General features: G+C 64.1%; 17 protein-coding genes and 1 tRNA gene. 7 read left to right on the forward strand and 11 right to left on the reverse strand.

The window, feature by feature from the left end; translation table 11 throughout:
- Positions 1–161: 161 nt before the first annotated feature.
- Positions 162–1,079 (forward strand): LysR family transcriptional regulator, encoded by a 918-nt coding sequence (locus tag AC6LJW_RS21490; protein WP_056567360.1) that lies wholly within the window; start codon positions 162–164, stop codon positions 1,077–1,079.
- Between the two features lie 25 nt (positions 1,080–1,104).
- On the opposite strand, the gene recX is transcribed toward AC6LJW_RS21490, so the two are convergent.
- The gene (gene recX, locus AC6LJW_RS21495; protein ID WP_498088218.1) at positions 1,105–1,833 is read right to left on the reverse strand and encodes a recombination regulator RecX; all 729 of its coding nucleotides are present in this window, start codon (positions 1,831–1,833) and stop codon (positions 1,105–1,107) included.
- A 129-nt stretch (positions 1,834–1,962) separates the two neighbouring features.
- Positions 1,963–3,024, reverse strand: coding sequence for a recombinase RecA (gene recA, locus AC6LJW_RS21500; protein WP_175184363.1), 1,062 nt, complete (start codon positions 3,022–3,024; stop codon positions 1,963–1,965).
- A gap of 225 nt (positions 3,025–3,249) precedes the next feature.
- On the opposite strand from recA, the gene AC6LJW_RS21505 reads away from it, so the two are divergent.
- From AC6LJW_RS21505 to AC6LJW_RS21515, 3 genes are all read left to right on the forward strand, one after another.
- Positions 3,250–3,939, forward strand: coding sequence for a response regulator transcription factor (locus AC6LJW_RS21505; protein WP_056567365.1), 690 nt, complete (start codon positions 3,250–3,252; stop codon positions 3,937–3,939).
- 112 nt (positions 3,940–4,051) lie between these two features.
- Positions 4,052–5,428 carry a sensor histidine kinase gene (locus tag AC6LJW_RS21510; RefSeq protein WP_498088227.1) on the forward strand — a complete coding sequence of 459 codons (1,377 nt, stop codon included), beginning with the start codon at positions 4,052–4,054 and terminating at the stop codon, positions 5,426–5,428.
- A 194-nt stretch (positions 5,429–5,622) separates the two neighbouring features.
- Positions 5,623–7,284 (forward strand): MFS transporter, encoded by a 1,662-nt coding sequence (locus tag AC6LJW_RS21515; protein ID WP_056567371.1) that lies wholly within the window; start codon positions 5,623–5,625, stop codon positions 7,282–7,284.
- A 389-nt stretch (positions 7,285–7,673) separates the two neighbouring features.
- Here AC6LJW_RS21515 and AC6LJW_RS21520 read toward each other — a convergent pair whose 3' ends face one another.
- Positions 7,674–7,883, reverse strand: coding sequence for a hypothetical protein (locus AC6LJW_RS21520; protein ID WP_056322527.1), 210 nt, complete (start codon positions 7,881–7,883; stop codon positions 7,674–7,676).
- Positions 7,884–8,033: 150 nt separating this feature from the next.
- Here AC6LJW_RS21520 and AC6LJW_RS21525 point away from each other — a divergent pair, with 150 nt between their 5' ends.
- The gene (locus tag AC6LJW_RS21525) at positions 8,034–8,933 is read left to right on the forward strand and encodes a recombination-associated protein RdgC (protein ID WP_056567374.1); all 900 of its coding nucleotides are present in this window, start codon (positions 8,034–8,036) and stop codon (positions 8,931–8,933) included.
- 52 nt (positions 8,934–8,985) lie between these two features.
- Here AC6LJW_RS21525 and AC6LJW_RS21530 read toward each other — a convergent pair whose 3' ends face one another.
- The 5 genes from AC6LJW_RS21530 to AC6LJW_RS21550 all read right to left on the reverse strand — a co-directional run bounded on the left by AC6LJW_RS21530 (position 8,986) and on the right by AC6LJW_RS21550 (position 13,058).
- Positions 8,986–10,416 carry a diguanylate cyclase gene (locus AC6LJW_RS21530; protein WP_498088219.1) on the reverse strand — a complete coding sequence of 477 codons (1,431 nt, stop codon included), beginning with the start codon at positions 10,414–10,416 and terminating at the stop codon, positions 8,986–8,988.
- A 125-nt stretch (positions 10,417–10,541) separates the two neighbouring features.
- Positions 10,542–11,834 carry an aspartate carbamoyltransferase gene (locus AC6LJW_RS21535; RefSeq protein ID WP_056569372.1) on the reverse strand — a complete coding sequence of 431 codons (1,293 nt, stop codon included), beginning with the start codon at positions 11,832–11,834 and terminating at the stop codon, positions 10,542–10,544.
- Between the two features lie 99 nt (positions 11,835–11,933).
- Positions 11,934–12,344 (reverse strand): hypothetical protein, encoded by a 411-nt coding sequence (locus AC6LJW_RS21540; RefSeq protein WP_498088220.1) that lies wholly within the window; start codon positions 12,342–12,344, stop codon positions 11,934–11,936.
- Between the two features lie 3 nt (positions 12,345–12,347).
- A complete protein-coding gene (locus AC6LJW_RS21545) occupies positions 12,348–12,791 on the reverse strand; it encodes a BPTD_2524 family lipoprotein (protein ID WP_056567384.1) in 444 nt (147 codons plus the stop codon).
- Positions 12,792–12,923: 132 nt separating this feature from the next.
- Entirely contained in the window at positions 12,924–13,058 is a 135-nt protein-coding gene (locus tag AC6LJW_RS21550; protein ID WP_056569376.1) for an entericidin A/B family lipoprotein, read from the reverse strand.
- Positions 13,059–13,326: 268 nt separating this feature from the next.
- Here AC6LJW_RS21550 and AC6LJW_RS21555 point away from each other — a divergent pair, with 268 nt between their 5' ends.
- The gene (locus tag AC6LJW_RS21555) at positions 13,327–13,686 is read left to right on the forward strand and encodes a hypothetical protein (protein ID WP_498088221.1); all 360 of its coding nucleotides are present in this window, start codon (positions 13,327–13,329) and stop codon (positions 13,684–13,686) included.
- 65 nt (positions 13,687–13,751) lie between these two features.
- A complete protein-coding gene (locus AC6LJW_RS21560) occupies positions 13,752–14,156 on the forward strand; it encodes a hypothetical protein (RefSeq protein WP_056569378.1) in 405 nt (134 codons plus the stop codon).
- 24 nt (positions 14,157–14,180) lie between these two features.
- Here AC6LJW_RS21560 and AC6LJW_RS21565 read toward each other — a convergent pair whose 3' ends face one another.
- The 3 genes from AC6LJW_RS21565 to AC6LJW_RS21575 form a co-directional block, all read right to left on the reverse strand.
- Positions 14,181–15,416, reverse strand: coding sequence for a TIGR03862 family flavoprotein (locus AC6LJW_RS21565; RefSeq protein ID WP_498088222.1), 1,236 nt, complete (start codon positions 15,414–15,416; stop codon positions 14,181–14,183).
- A gap of 303 nt (positions 15,417–15,719) precedes the next feature.
- Positions 15,720–16,055 (reverse strand): hypothetical protein, encoded by a 336-nt coding sequence (locus tag AC6LJW_RS21570; protein WP_427986470.1) that lies wholly within the window; start codon positions 16,053–16,055, stop codon positions 15,720–15,722.
- A gap of 222 nt (positions 16,056–16,277) precedes the next feature.
- Positions 16,278–16,354 (reverse strand) — tRNA-Met (locus tag AC6LJW_RS21575).
- Positions 16,355–16,374: the final 20 nt, after the last annotated feature.

A 16,374-nucleotide genomic window follows, 5' to 3' on the forward strand; every position in this document is an offset into this window, starting at 1 on the left:
TGTTCAAGTGACGGCTATTTTGACCGCAAAGTTAAATGAATCAAAATCAATGTCTACATTCATAATATGAAAAACTCTCATAGAATATCGAATCGTTCCGGACGCCCACGAGTTGGCGCCCCGGATTGCCCCGTAGATTTGTCTTGTGTGAAGCCGCCTCGATGCTAGAAATCCGCCACCTCGAAACACTGACCGCCATCCGGGATGGCGGCAGCCTCCAGGAAGCTGCTGAACGCCTGCACCTGACGCAGTCCGCGCTGTCGCATCAATTGCGAGACCTGGAGACCCGGCTCGGCACGCCCCTGTTGAATCGCCGCACGCGGCCGGCCCGCCTGACGACTGCTGGCCTGCGCGTGCTGGCGCTGGCCGACGACGTCCTGCCGCGCATCCGCGCCACCGAACGCGACCTGCAACGGCTCGCGGCTGGCCGCACCGGCCGATTGCACCTGGCGATCGACTGCCATTCCTGCTTTCAGTGGCTGATGCCGGCGCTGGACGCCTTTCGGGTGCAATGGCCGGATGTGGCGCTGGACCTGTCTGCGGCATTCTCGTTCGCCCCCTTGCCCGCGCTGGTGCGCGGCGACCTGGACCTGGTCATCACCTCGGACCCGCAGCCGCTGGACGCGGTGGAGTACCTGCCGCTATTCAAATATGAATTGGTGCTGGCCGTGTCCGAATCCAACCCGCTCGCGGGCAGCAAATTCATCGTGCCGGAACAGTTGGCGGACCAGACGCTGATTACCTATCCGGTGGACAAGCAGCGACTGGACGTCTTTACCGCCTTTCTGGACCCGGCGGATGTCGAGCCGGCCGCCATCCGCAAGGCGGAGCTGACGCCGATCATTGCGCAACTCGTCGCCAGCAATCGTGGCGTGGCGGCGCTGCCGAACTGGGCGCTGACGGAATACATGAACCAGGGATGGCTGCGGCTTTGCCGACTGGGGCCGCAAGGAGTGTGGCGCACGCTGTACGCCACGGTGCGCAGCGAGGACACGGACGCCTCGTATATCGACGAATTTTTGACGATCACCCGAGACGTCTGCTTCAAGACGCTGTCGGGCATCAAGTCGGCGAAATGATGGCGGGGTTGCGCAATGGGTGCAGTCAGTCTTCGCCGCCCTCGCCCAGGATGCGCCGGATCACGTCGTGCGCGAAACCCCGGCTGGCCAGAAAGCGCGCCTGCTTTGCGTAGGCCGCACGATCTTCGGGCTTGGCGCTGAAGCGCTTTTTCCAGACTTCAAGCGCCCGGTCGTACTCGGTGGCGCGAAGCTGGTCGCGCAGTTCCGCGACCTGGTTGTCGTCCACGCCGTGCTGGCGCAGTTCCTGCACGATGCGCGCCGCGCCCTGCCGGGAGGCGCGCCGATGAACCAGGCTTTGGGCGAAGCGTTCGGTGGACAGCCAGCCTTCTTTTTCAAGCGTGTCCAGCACGGATTCGACTTCAGAGGCATCTTCGGCGTAAGCAGCCAGCTTGCGCGCCAGTTCTTCGCGCGCGTGCTCGCGCCGCGATAGATACCCCACTGCCCGCATCTTCAGCGACGGCCCCTTGCGCGCCTGCTTGCCGTCGGACGTTGACGCCTCGCCGTCGTTGTCGGCAGCGTCGGCACGCCGGCCGCGTGCGGCGCCGCGCTGATCGGAACTTCGCTGTTCGGAACTGCGGTGCCACAGGCCGGAAGATTCAGCGCCATCGGCCGAATCGTCAGACGCCGCGGTCTCGCGGGCCACCCGCGCATCGGACGTGCGCCGCAAGCCTTGCGGCTTGGCGACCGTTTCGAATTCGTCGTCCAACCTGGCGCGTTGGCGTTCGGCGGACGCGGGAGTCGATTTCCAGCTCATGCGCTTTTCTGCTTGCTAAACAAAACAAAACGGCAGGCCCATGTTGGCGCCTGCCGCAGTTTCCCAGCCCAGCCGGGCCGGCGTTGGGGCTTGCCCGAACCGCGGCGAGCCCTGTCGAATGCCCCGAAATTACTCGGCGGTGTCTTCCGCCGTGGGCACGAATTCAGCGGCGCGGCTGACGATACCCTGGTTTTCGCGGACGCGGTTTTCGATCTCGATGGCCATGTCCTTGTGTTCTTTCAGGTATTCGCGGACGTTGTCCTTGCCCTGGCCGATGCGGTTGCCGTTGTAGCTGTACCAGGCGCCCGACTTGTCGACGACGTTGGCGGCCACGCCGAGGTCGATGATTTCGCCTTCGCGCGAGATACCCGCACCATACATGATGTCGAACTCCGCCTGCTTGAATGGCGGCGCCACTTTGTTCTTGACGACCTTGACGCGGGTTTCGTTGCCGACGACCTCGTCGCCCTTCTTGATGGAGCCGATGCGGCGGATGTCCAGGCGCACGGACGCGTAGAACTTGAGCGCGTTGCCGCCAGTGGTGGTTTCGGGGTTGCCGAACATGACGCCGATCTTCATCCGGATCTGGTTGATGAAGATGACCATGCAGTTGGTCTTCTTGATGGTGGCGGTCAGCTTGCGCAGCGCCTGGCTCATCAGGCGGGCCTGCAGGCCGGGCAGCGAATCGCCCATTTCGCCTTCGATTTCGGCCTTGGGAACCAGGGCGGCCACGGAGTCGACGACGATCAGGTCGACCGAACCCGAGCGCACCAGCGCGTCCGTGATTTCCAGTGCCTGTTCGCCGGTGTCCGGCTGCGAGATCAGCAGGTCGGCCAGGTTGACGCCCAGCTTGGAGGCGTACTGCACGTCCAGAGCGTGTTCCGCGTCGACGAAGGCGCAAGTGCCGCCCACCTTTTGCATTTCAGCGACGACCTGCAGCGTGAGCGTGGTCTTGCCCGACGATTCCGGACCGTAGATTTCAACGACGCGGCCGCGCGGCAAACCGCCGACGCCCAGTGCGATATCCAGACCGAGCGAGCCCGTGGAAACCACCTGAATGTCGTGCGAGACCTCGTTGTCGCCGTAGCGCATGATCGAGCCCTTGCCGAACTGCTTTTCGATCTGCGAGAGTGCGGCGGCAAGCGCCTTGGCTTTTTCCGAAGCGGCGGCCTTGGTGGTTTTGTCGTCCATGAGGAGTCCTGTCTGTAACGTATCTGGAAGTCGGAAAACTGCGGGTCTGGCAATGAGGATCAGATTATGGCATCGGATTGTACTGGACAAATAACCAGTGTGCCAGTTCTTTGCACGTATACCCTGAGTGGCAAGCCCGGCGGCGTATGACAGAATCCGGAGCGATCCCGGTATTTTGCCCTTTTTCCGCCCCCGGGCCGGTGTGTTTCTTCCTAGCAGCAGCCCATGCGTATCCTGATTGCCGAAGACGACAGCATCCTGGCCGACGGCCTGTCCCGCTCGTTGCGCCACAACGGCTATGCCGTGGATGCCGTGCGCGACGGGCTTTCCGCCGATTCCGCGCTGGCCGCCCAGGCTTTCGACCTACTCATCCTGGATCTCGGCCTGCCGCAACTGGCCGGCCTGGAAGTGCTGCGCCGCCTGCGCGCCCGCAATTCCGCCCTGCCCGTTCTCATCCTGACCGCCGCCGACAGCATCGAACAGCGCGTCAAGGGCCTGGACCTGGGCGCCGACGACTACATGGCCAAGCCCTTCGCGCTGTCCGAACTCGAAGCCCGAGTGCGGGCGCTGACGCGGCGCGGCGCGGGCGGCGGCGCCACGATGCTCAAGCACGGCAAGCTGCTGTTTGACCAGACCGGCCGCGTCGCCATCGTCGACGACCAGACGCTGGATCTGTCGGCCCGCGAAGTCAGCCTGCTCGAGATCCTGCTGACCCGCAGCGGACGCATGGTCAGCAAGACCCAACTCGTGGATCACCTGTGCGAATGGGGCGAGGAAGTCAGCACCAACGCCATCGAGGTCTACGTGCATCGCCTGCGCAAAAAGCTGGAGCCCAGCGGCGTGAAGATCGTCACCGTGCGTGGCCTGGGCTACTGTCTTGAGCGGGACCAGGGTGCGGCGTACCTCGCAAGCTGAGCCCTCCCCAGAGCCGCTCAACCAGGAAGCCCTGGACATCATGCAAGCCGGGTCCAAGGGCCCGAGCTTCGCGCCGCCCCAGCGCTCGCTGCTGGGCGAGATTCTGGACTGGATGCTGGCGCCGCTGTTCCTGCTGTGGCCCATGAGCGTCGCCATCACCTACGTGGTGGCGCAGAACATCGCCAACGTGCCTTACGACCGGGCGCTGGCCAACAACCTGCATGTGCTGACGCGTCAGGTTCACGCGCAGGATGGCCGCGCGGTGCTGAAGATGACCGATGCCGCGCGCGACGTGCTGCGCGCCGACGAAACCGACAGCGTGTTCTGGCTGGCGCTGGGCAGCCGCGGCGAATACCTGGGCGGCGACCGCGCGCTGCCGCTTCCCGCCACGGTGGGCCAGCCCCGCCCCGGCGAGGTCCAGTACGAGGACGACACGCTGCGGGGCTTCGGTATCCGGCTGGCCTTCACCTGGGTGGATCTGCACCTGCCCGGCACGCAGCCGGCGCTGTTCATCGTGGCCGAGACCGTGGAAAAGCGCACGCAGCTCGCCAACGACATCATCAAGGGCGTGATCATTCCGCAGTTCGTGGTGCTGCCCATCGCCGTGCTGCTCGTCTGGTTCGGCCTGTCGCGCGGCGTGGCGCCCTTGAATGCGCTGCAGCAGCGGCTGCGCGCGCGGCGGCCCGACGACCTCTCTCCCATCGACGAGCGCGCCGCGCCGTCCGAAATCGCGCCGCTGGTCGCGGCCATGAACGACCTGCTGGACCGCCTGTCCGCCAACGTGCAGGCGCAGCGCCGGTTCGTGGCCGATGCCGCGCACCAGTTGAAGACCCCGCTGGCCGGGTTGCGCACACAGGCCGAACTGGCGCTGCGCGACGCCAGTCCCGAGGAAATGCAATCCAGCCTGCGCCAGCTCGTGACTGGTTCTGAGCGCGCGACGCGGCTCGTCAACCAGTTGCTGCTCCTGGCCCGCGCCGAGAACCCCAGCGCCATCGGGCTGACGCGCACGGACATCAACGCGATCGCGTACGAGCAGACCATGCACTGGGTGCCGTTGGCGCTGTCGCTCAGCACGGACCTGGGTTTTGAAGGGTCGGATACGCCCGTCGAGATCAACGGCAATCCCCTGCTGCTGGCCGAATTGCTGAACAACCTGGTCGACAACGCGCTGCGCTACACCCCGCGCGGCGGCCACATCACCGTGCGCGTGTTGCAGGCGGACAGCCAGGGCGTGCTGGAAGTCGAGGACTCGGGACCAGGCATTGCGCCCGAGGAGCGCGAACGTGTGTTCGACCGCTTCTACCGCGTGCTCGGCACGACGTCCGATGGCAGCGGACTGGGCCTGGCCATCGTGCGCGAAATCACACAGAAGCATCAGGCAAGCGTCGAGATCGGCGACCATCCCACCGAACACTCCAGCCTGCCCGGCACGCGCATCCGCGTCGTTTTTCCCCTCTATACGCCTGCGCCAGAGGCATCGGACAGCTAAGGACTATCCCTAGCACTCCCCTGTGAAATTACTATTTGTTTCAATTTTAAGATTCGAGTAAGGGTCACGTCAGAACCTCGTCAGCCTCGGCCCCCAATGTGGCGATAGCTCGATGTCGGTCTCGCCGGCGGAGGGTCAAGCACGGCGGAAAACCGCCGGCCTAAAAACGAGGAGACATCATGAGCACAACTACCATGGCAGGCCGCGGTCCATCCGCGGATCCGCGTCCGATGACCAAGGAGGAGCGCAAGGTCATCTTCGCGTCTTCACTCGGCACGGTGTTCGAGTGGTATGACTTTTATCTGTACGGCTCGCTCGCAGCCATCATTGCCCAACACTTTTTCTCCGGCGTGAACCCGACCGCGGGCTTCATCTTCGCGCTGCTGGCCTTCGCGGCCGGTTTCGCGGTGCGGCCGTTCGGCGCGCTGGTGTTCGGCCGTCTGGGTGACCTGGTCGGACGCAAATACACCTTCCTGGTCACGATCGTGATCATGGGCCTGTCCACGTTCCTCGTCGGCATCCTGCCCAGCTACGCCAGCATCGGCCTGGCCGCACCCGCCATCCTGATCGTCCTGCGCCTCTTGCAAGGCCTGGCGCTGGGCGGCGAATACGGCGGCGCGGCGACCTACGTTGCCGAACACGCCCCGCACGGCCGCCGCGGCTTCTACACGTCCTGGATTCAAACCACCGCGACGCTGGGCCTGTTCCTGTCGCTGCTGGTCATCCTCGGCATCCGCACGTTCATGGGTGAAGACGAATTCAAGGCCTGGGGCTGGCGCATTCCGTTCCTGATCTCGGTGGTGCTGCTTGGCATCTCCGTGTGGATCCGCCTGCAACTGAACGAATCCCCCACCTTCAAGCGCATGAAGGAAGAAGGCAAGGGTTCGAAGGCGCCGATCGCCGAATCGTTCGGCCAATGGAAGAACCTGAAGGTCGTGATCCTGGCGCTCCTGGGCCTGACCGCCGGCCAAGCCGTCGTCTGGTACACGGGTCAGTTCTACGCCCTGTTCTTCCTGACGCAAACGCTGAAGGTCGACGCCAACACCGCAAACATCCTGATCGCCATTGCGCTGCTGCTGGGCACGCCATTCTTCGTGATCTTCGGCGCACTGTCGGACAAGATCGGCCGCAAGCCCATCATCATGGCGGGCTGCCTGATTGCCGCGGCGACCTACTTCCCGATCTTCCAGGGCCTCACGCACTTCGCCAACCCGGCGCTTGAAAAGGCGCAAGCCACCGCCCCGGTCACGGTGATCGCGGATCCGAGCACGTGCTCGTTCCAGTTCAACCCCGTGGGCACGGCGTCGTTCACCAGCTCTTGCGACGTGATCAAGTCGTTCATGGCCCGCAACTCGGTGAACTACCGCAATGAAGCCGCCCCGGCGGGTTCGATGGCCCGCGTCAAGATCGGCAATGAAGAGTTCGCCTCGTTCGACGGTCGCTCGCTGGCGCCCGCCGAGTTCAAGGCCAAGGTCGCTGAACTCGACAAGACGCTGACCGCCTCCATCCGCAGCCACGGCTACCCGGCCAAGGCTGATCCGGCCCAAACCAACACCGTGATGGTCGTGGTGCTGCTGACGATCCTGGTGCTGTACGTGACCATGGTCTACGGCCCGATTGCCGCCATGCTGGTCGAAATGTTCCCGACGCGCATCCGCTACACGTCGATGAGCCTGCCGTACCACATCGGCAACGGCTGGTTCGGCGGCTTCCTGCCTCCCGTCGCGTTCGCGGTGGTGGCAGCCACCGGCAACATCTACGACGGCCTGTGGTATCCGATCATCATCGCGGTGATGACCCTGGTCATCGGCACGCTGTTCGTGCGCGAATCCAAGGACAACGACATCAACGCTTGATAGACCATCCCCCGCCGGGCGGGACTGCTGCGCCTGCCCGGCCTTTCAAAAGCTCCTTATTGGAGCTTTTTTTTTATTCGCACTTTCAGGACCATGTCAGACCGGCGCCAGTAGACTGAGCGCTCAGATTACGGCCTTGCGCAAGATTGCCTGACGATTGATCCCCCTGTCAGACGATTGCAGGGCTGCTCTTCTGACACCGATGCCGCGTTCCCCGCGAGCCTTTTATGACGCGGCATTGTGTGCTCCCGTACCGGCCCGACTCTTTATTGAGCCGGGCCGCTTTTTTTTGCGGTCACGGATGCTGCGGCCACGCCTGCAAAGAAAAAGGGCGGCCGCAATGCGACCGCCCTCTTCATGCAGCGCGCCGGCCTTGCGGTCGGCTACGATCAACGACGCATGCCCACGCCGATCGCGACCACGCCCGCCACGATCGCGGCAATGCCTGCCCACGTCGGGATGGGAACCGACTTCTCGGTTTCCGCGGTGGCCTTCACGGATCCGATCTGCAGGACCGTTTCCTCGGACTTGTAGCTAAAGCCCTTGTAGGCCAAGGCAACCACGCCCAGGACAATCAGGATCGCGCCAATGATTTTCATGTATTTACTCCAATCTCACGTTGGTGCGCGGGACATTACCGGATAGGCCGATCGCTGTCAGTGACAGAACGTGTCGCCTGTTGCCGGGGCACTCAGCCCCTTCGGCAAAGCCGCCGCGTCGTATAGAATCAACCCTTTTGGCCGACGCTCATGTGGTTCAAGAATCTCAAGATTTACCGCCTCTCTTCGCCCTGGACCCTGACCGGCGATCAGCTTGAAGACACGCTGGCGAAGCATGCCTACCAGTCTGGCAACAACCTCGAAATGCAGAGCCTGGGCTGGGTGCCCCCGCGCGAGAACGGCGGTCTGGCCCACGAAGTCAATGGCCAGATCCTGCTCAGCCTGCGCGCCGAAAAGAAGCTTTTGCCGGGCACCGTGATCAACCAGGTCGCCAAGGCACGCGCCCAGGAAATCGAAGAGCAGCAAGGCTACAAGCCGGGCCGCAAGCAGATGAAGGAAATCAAGGAGCGCGTCACCGACGAGCTTCTGCCGCGCGCCTTCAGCGTTTATCGCGACACGCGCGTCTGGATCGACCCGAAGAACAACTGGCTCGTCATTGACGCGGCCGCTTCGGCCAAGGCCGACGAAGTCATCGGCCTGCTTGCCAAGTGCGTCGATCCCTTCCCGCTGGAAAACCTGTACGTCGCCCAGTCGCCCGCCTCTGCCATGACCGGCTGGCTGGCCGAGGACGAAGCGCCTAGCAACTTCACCATCGACCAGGACACCGAACTGCGCTCGTCCGGCGAAAGCGGCGCGGCGATCCGCTACGTGAAGCACTCCATTGACGCCGACGACGTGCGCCGCCACATCCAGTCCGGCAAGCAGTGCACCCGCCTGGCCATGACCTGGGCCGACCGCGTGTCGTTCGTCCTGACCGAAGGCCTGGACGTCAAACGCGTGGCGCCCCTGGACGTGCTGAAGGAAGGCAACGAAGGCGTCGCCGCGAACGACGACGAGAAGTTCGACTCCGACATGATGCTGATGACCGGGGAATTGGCCAAGATGATGGCCGAGCTGGTCGAGGCGCTGGGCGGCGAAAAGAAGATCTAAGCCTTCTTTTGCGCATCCACAGCAAGGGCCGCCCTTTCGGAGCGGCCCTTTTTCATGCCTCGACGCTGCGGTCGCGGCCGGCCTGTTTGGCCTTGTACAGCGCCTTGTCGGCGCGATCGATCAGGTACGCATAGTCGGGATGGCCATCGAACGTTGCGACGCCAATGCTGGCCGTCACTTGCAGCGCGCCGGATTCGGCCATCATGAAGCGGTGCCGGCGGATCTCGGCGTTGAGCTTTTCAGCCGCGGCCAGCGCGGCGCCGGGTCCCGTGTCCACCAGCACGACCAGAAACTCCTCGCCGCCATAACGGAACACGAAGTCGCTGGATCGACAGGTCTGGTGAACCACTTCAGCGAACTGGCGCAGGATCTGGTCGCCGCCGGCGTGGCCATGCGCATCGTTGATGGCCTTGAAGTGATCGATGTCCAGCAGCAGCACCGAAAAGCTCGACCGCTGACGCTGGGCCAGTGCGATCTCGCGGCCGATGACGGACGGCAGGAAACGGCGGTTCAGCACGTTGGTAAGCGGATCGCTACCGCTTTCAATCTCGGCCACCATGTCGAACAGGCCGTTGAGCAAATGCTTGATGCGCGCCACCAGCTCCTGCAGCTCCCGGACCTGATCAGGCAGCGATTCGTGTTCGTGACCGCCCCCCTGCATCATGCGCGGCAGCACCGTGTCATCCAGACGCGCCACGGCCTCCATGATCTGGCGCAGCGCCGGCGCGCTTTCAAAGAGCACCGCGCCCTTGTGCTGCAGCCACAGGCCAAATTCCGACGCGGCAAGGCGCGGCAGCGCCTGCTCCGGCGTCCGGTAATGCAGACCGATCAGCACAGCCTGGCTCCACTCGAGCAACGCGGCCCGCTGGCGCTCGCGCTCGGTCGAGATGTTCTGCCCCAACGCGAAGAGGCGATAAGCCTCGTCGTTGCGCGCGCCACGGTTGATATCGCGCATGAATGCGCGGCTCATCTGCTCGATCGCCAGATCGAACAGGTTGCACACGTATTGCGTGGCCACCGACACCGCCATGCCATCCAGACCGCTCGCGCGCAGGCGCTGCGCGATCTCGTTCTTCAGGATGCGGGCGCCGGCCATCACCAGATGAATCGGAATGTGGACGCGTGCGTGGACCTCGCCGACCTTTTTCTGCGTGGCCAGCAGCACGTCGATATCGCCTTGGTCGCGCACGCAGAGCAGGCTCTTCAGCCAGTGCGTCATGCCGCGATGCAAGCGGGTCGACACGATTTCATGCGAGAGCCGCGGGCCGGCCTCGGCATCGGCGAGCAAGGTCGAATAGAAGGCGTCCACCAGTTGCGTGGCATGGTCGGACACCACCGCCGCAACCTGGCCGCGCGTATCGGCGTCCACCGACTGATAGACCGCTTCCCAGGCCTGCGCATTGGATGCGCTCAGGTAGCAATCGTGGCCGCTGGCCGTGTGTGCGGTGGCCGCAGGAGGAACACCGGTACTGCTCGAAGACATAAGCTCATCCGCCCAAGAACGGCGTGCGCGCCTGGCTGCGACACGCGCCCGAAAAACCAGCGCGGATTATGCTTGAATTCTCCGTGGCGGGGCCGCGCTTGCGGCGCCGCCACGGGCGGTTGACGTCAATCCAGGCCGTGGAAGACCGAATCGTCGGGACCGACATGCGACGGATGCTGCCACGTCACATCGCGCAGCGAGTGCTGCACCAGGCCTTCCACGCCCAACAGCACCGCGAAGATCGCCATGCGGATGGGAATGCCGTTGTCGGTCTGGCGGAAGATGGCCAGACGCGGATCGTGGTTCAGGTCCACGCTGAGATCGTTGGCGCCAGGACGGCTGTCACGCGGCAGCGGGTGCATCACGATCGTTTCGGGGCTGCAGTACGCGTCGATGATGGCGCGGTTGACCTGGAAGTCCGGCGTGTAGCCTTCGTTCTCTTCGTTGGCGAAGCGTTCCTTCTGAACGCGCGTCGCGTAGATGACGTCGGCGCCCGCCAGGCCTTCGGCCAGAGAAGACTTCTGTTCGATGATGTTGCCGTTGCGGCTGGCCTGCTCGACGATGTAGGTCGGCATCTCCAGGCCCTTGGGCGAAATCAGCGAGAACTTCACGTTCTTGTACAGCGCCATCAGCTTGATCAGCGAATGCACGGTGCGGCCGTACTTCAGGTCGCCGACCATGGCGATGTGCGCGCCGTCCAGCAGCTTACCCAGGCGCGAGAATTCGGTCAGGATGGTGTACAGGTCCAGCAGCGCCTGGCTGGGGTGTTCGCCGGGGCCGTCGCCGCCGTTGACTACGGGGATGTTCGTCGCGCGCGCGAATTCCGCGACCGAGCCTTGGTCGGGATGGCGGATGACCATCGCGTCCACATAGCCGCTCATGACGCGGCTGGTGTCATAGATGGATTCGCCCTTCGCCATTGACGAGAACGTGAAGCCGGTGGTGTCGCACACCGAGCCGCCCAAGCGGCAGAAGGCGGAACCAAAGCTGACCCGGGTGCGGGTGCTGGCCTCGAAGAACAGGTTGCCCAGCACGGCGCCTTCCAGCACGCGCGACACCTTCTGGCGGCGCGCGATGGGCTGCATCATGTCGGCCACGCGGAACAGGTCTTCGACAGAGTCGCGGGTGAACTGGTCCACCGAGAGCAGCTGGTTCTTGCCTTCCAGGGCAATGCGATCACGCAGCGGGCCGTCTTGTACGCTTTGCGTATATTTTTCCAGTAGCACACCGTTTTGCACGATTTCCGTGACAAAGCGCTGGACGACTTCCGGCATCGCTCGGAATTCCTGTGAACCTTCCGGCAGAAGCCAGGTATCAAGCGCCCGGCGCTTGACGCCGATACGCGTGGCGAACACATCGCGGGTGAGGTTGAGGCGGCGCATGGCGTCGCGCAGAAAGGCTTGCTGGGAGATGCTCATGACGGGCCCCAAAAAGAGGATTTATATACGCAGTGCGCATATTATTCCTACCATCTTTACAAGTCCAACATTTTTGCGCATACGGGTTTACCCGCGTTTTTATCGCTGTGCGTAGGCCGCCGCCTGCGGCGTGGCAGTCGCGGCCTGCCCGGCCGCGAACCAGCACGCCCCGCAGAAAGCCAGCATGCTGGTCAGGTAGCACACCAGCGCCAGCAGTTGCGCGGGCCAATGGCCGCGCGTCAGATGACCGTTGTAGCCTTGCCGCAACAGGCTGACCTGCGCCAGGTAGGCAAACGCCACGCCCAGGCCCGCCAGCACCAGCCCGGCAAGAAAAAACAACAGAGGTACCTGCAAATCGGGCGCGGCAATGTCCGACCCCACAATGCCTAGTGAGAATCCGACCAGGATCAGGGCAGCGCCGCCGTTCAACCACCCCAGGAAGCGAAACGCGCCGGCCAGCAACGCGAACGACGTGCCGTTTGCGCGGAGCTGCTGGGCGCGGGGGTCCATGGATCAACCGCCCGTGGCGCTGCGGCAGATGGGCGTCGCGCTCTGAATCGACTTGCGCGCCGCCGCGATCTCGGCCTCGTCCCAGCGACCTTCACCCAGGACCGTCACAGTCACCTTGGAGGTGGCAGGACCGTCGGCCTCGGCGGAAATCAATTCCAGCACGGTTGCGGGCTGGCCGACCTTGTAAAGCTTGATTTCGTCCGGCGCGCCCTTCTCGCCAAGGCTATGGCGCCAGGCATAAGAGACGCCGTAAGGATGGCTGACCTGCGTATGGCACGTGCGCACGTATTCGCCGGCACGGCGGAACGCCGCCTGGTAATTGGTGTCGACGCTAAAGGTTTCCTTCTTGGCGGTTTCCGACTCGTAGACCCCGGTGCTGGCGCAACCGGCCAACGTGGCCGCCACCGTAGCCGCCAACGTGACAGCCACCCATACAGACTTGCGCATGATTCTTCCCGCCATTGCTATTCGGACTTCCGCGATTATGCCAGCGGCTGCAAAAAGGCCACGCCGGAAATGCCAGTTTTTGGCACTCCGTGCGTGGCCTTGCGCCGTCGTGACGGCAACGGGCCGGGCGCCTTAGCGCTTTTCCGCGGCCCCTTCGATCTTTTCCCCGCCCCGCTGGATATCCTTTCCGGCCCCGGCGACGGTGTTGCACCCCGCCGACAGCGCAGCAATCGAAAGCATCATGACGAGAAAGACTTTGTTCTTCATAAACATCTCCTGTCTGGGCATGGAAAAAACGAAGCCCAGCATACCTCAAAGGCCCCAATTTGCGCGAGACGTGCCGGACCCGGCGGGCGCGCCCGCCACGGACACGCCTCAGACCGGAATTGCGGGCGTCCGCGAACAGTCGTGGTGACACAAGCGCGTCACGTGTAACAACACCGACAAGAAACCGTCACCACCCTTACGCGCCAGTGACATTTGCGAGGCATTCTCGCCTGTCGCGTATTTGCCGCCAATGGATTAGGATGCGCACATGACGAAGAAACAAGCATCACAACCCGCCGGGGCCGGCCCGCATGGCTGGGGCTGGGAAAAGCCGCAATGCCGAGGACAGGCCGCCCTGGCGCTGTTCATCGACGACCTGCATCGCATCCTGCAGGCGCATGCCGCGGGCAAGCTGGCGGACAGCAGCTCGCTGTCGGACGCGCAGGCCCAGGTGAATGAATTGCTGGCGCGGTACAACGAAGTTTCTGCCGCACCGGATATATTTCTGGGGCAGTCAGTCGAACTCAAAGAAGGTATCGACCGCAGCGGCGTCGCGCATACGGTGCCGATTTTTTCGCCGCGCCTGAAGCAGTCGCTGGTGTCGATGCTTGGACAAGGTCCGGGATGACATCCCGGCAAGCGGCCCGGCTGGCGATCAAACAGGACGGCCCCCAAAAGGAAGGAGACTACAAGATGAGCACGGACAACGTTATTGAGTTTCTCCGCCTGCTGTCCCTGGACGTTACGCTGGGCGCCGCTGCCCAGCATGCCGCAAGCCAGGCCGACGCGCCGCTGGCCCTGGCCCGCCTGGCAACCTCGCACGGCCTGCCCTGCAATGCTTCGGATTGGTCTTCCTTTGCGCGCAACTGCCTGGACAACCTCGACCTGACCGAGGGCGACACAGGCATGGCGAACGCCACGATCTGGCAACTGGTGCAGGATCCCGCCCACGGGACGTCCATTCCCGCCAGCGCCATCACCCGCGTGATCGGCATCATCTCGCAGCCCGAAGGCGAACCACCCGTGGTTGGCCACGTGGTCAGCGACTTGGCGCCCCGTGCGCCGATGAGCATGGCGCCGCATACGACGGGTTCCTGATCAGGTCTGCGCGCGGCAGTCCGCTCAGGATTGCCCTTTCAGAAAATCAATCACGCCAGCCGCGCCGGATGCGCCGCTGGCCATGCAGGCCGTCAACAGGTAACCGCCCGTTGGCGCCTCCCAATCCAGCATTTCCCCAACACAGAACACGCCGGGCACGGCGTTGAGCATCAGCCCGGCCGTCAGCCCCGCGAATGCGACGCCCCCCGCCGTGCTGATCGCCTCGTCAATCGGCCGCGACCGCACCAGCGTCAATGGCAAGGCCTTGATCCGCTGGCCCAGGCGCTCGGGGTCCTTGAAGTCTTCGGCGCTGGCGCATTCACGTAGCAGCCCCGCCTTGACACCGGTCAGACCCAGGCGGCTCTGCAGGTGGCTCGACATGGAACGGGCGCCGCGCGGATGCGTCACCGCTGCCATTACCTTCTCGTGCGGCCAGTCCGGCGCCAGATCCAGCATGGCCACGGCGCTGCCGTCGGCATCGATCTGGTCGCGCAGGGTGGCGGACAAGGCATAGACGAGGCTGCCTTCAATACCCGTCTCGGAGACGACAAATTCGCCCTGGCGGGCGGGTCCGCCGCAGGCCATGGAAACGGACTTGACCGGCTGGCCCGCAAAGCGGCTGCGAAAGTGTTCGGACCAGGCGACGTCGAACCCGCAATTGGCGGGCCGCAAAGGCGCGACCGGCACGCCGTGCGACTGCAGATCCGGCACCCAGGCGCCATCGGATCCCAGCTTGGCCCAACTGCCGCCGCCCAGCGCCAGCACGACGGCATCCGCGGCATGGCGCACTTCACCGTCGGGCGTCGCAAAACGTAGGGCATCCACGCCTGCCTTGCTATCGCCCCAGCCGAGCCAGCGGTGCCGCATGTGAAACCGCACACCCTGTCCGCGCAGCCGGGCGAGCCAGGCCCGCAACAGGGGAGCCGCCTTCATCTCCTGCGGGAACACCCGGCCCGAGGAACCTACAAATGTCTGGATGCCCAACGCATGGGCCCAAGCGCGCAGACCGGCGCCGTCCACCGTTTGCAGCCATGGCTGCACGAATGGGGCGCGGTCGCCAAAGCGAGCGAGAAAAGGCTGGGCGGGCTCGCTGTGCGTCAAATTCAGGCCGCCCCGCCCCGCCATCAGGAATTTGCGCCCCACGGAGGGCATCGCGTCGAAGACGTCCACCTGCGCGCCGGCTTCGCTCAGTTTTTCCGCCGCCATCAGGCCGGCGGGGCCGCCCCCAATGATGGCAACGCGTTTGGCGGACAGGCTCATGGGGCCGTCGCCGTCATGGCAGGACGCGGAAGGGAAAAAGCGGAACGCATGCGGGAGGAATCGAGACGGAGAGAACAATCGGGCACCGGGCCACGGGACGCAGATTGTCTCACGGCGGCGCGGGCCACTAGCTGGCGAGCGCGTCGCTACCGCCGGGAAAAGCCGGCGCCGACCATTTCTTGACCGTAGGCGCCAAGTCTATGTTTTTACTAGGAAAATCCGATATACGCAGCAGCTATCCCAAGGGTTTTCCACAATCCCTGTGGGTAACTGCCGCGCCCCCGGCGAGAAGCGTCAGTCGCGCTAGGCCGCCTTCATCGGACCGGACCAAGGCTCGGCATCGAGCTGGAACCGCAGTTCCTGATATTCGCCGTCGACCGCGACGCTACGCAGCAGACCGGCGTCGAGCGCTTGACCGAGCGCGCGGCGGCAGAGGGTTTCGGGATCGTCCGGCAGCGACTGGAACACCCCATCGGGGATGCGCAACCTCAGCAACGCAGAGGGATCGCCGCGGTCGGCTGGACGGCCGATATGGATGTGGGCCGGATACCCGTGAGGGCACCAGATGCCCACGTGGTACTTGCCCTCAGCGCCCGTATCAGCAACGTAGCCGGGATGATCGTATTTTGCGGTTCCCATGGACACTCCTTCTGTGCGGCAATGTAGCGCGCGTGGCCCATGGTAGCGCAGGGTTGCGGCCGTGTGCGGCTGCAGATACCCGGGTAACTCCGGACGCAGCCCGGGCATGACCCAGCGCAATCGCCAGACGAAAAAAAGCCGCGACACTGTCGCGGCTTTTTACTGCGGCCTTGCCGGGTGCATTTGAAACGCGCCGCCGGAAGACCGGGTACTGCTTGAAACTGGTTGCGGGGGCAGGATTTGAACCTACGACCTTCGGGTTATGAGCCCGACGAGCTGCCAGACTGCTCCACCCCGCGTCTGATGTGTGAATCATACA

This window comes from Achromobacter sp. 1012554356 (assembly GCF_059760815.1).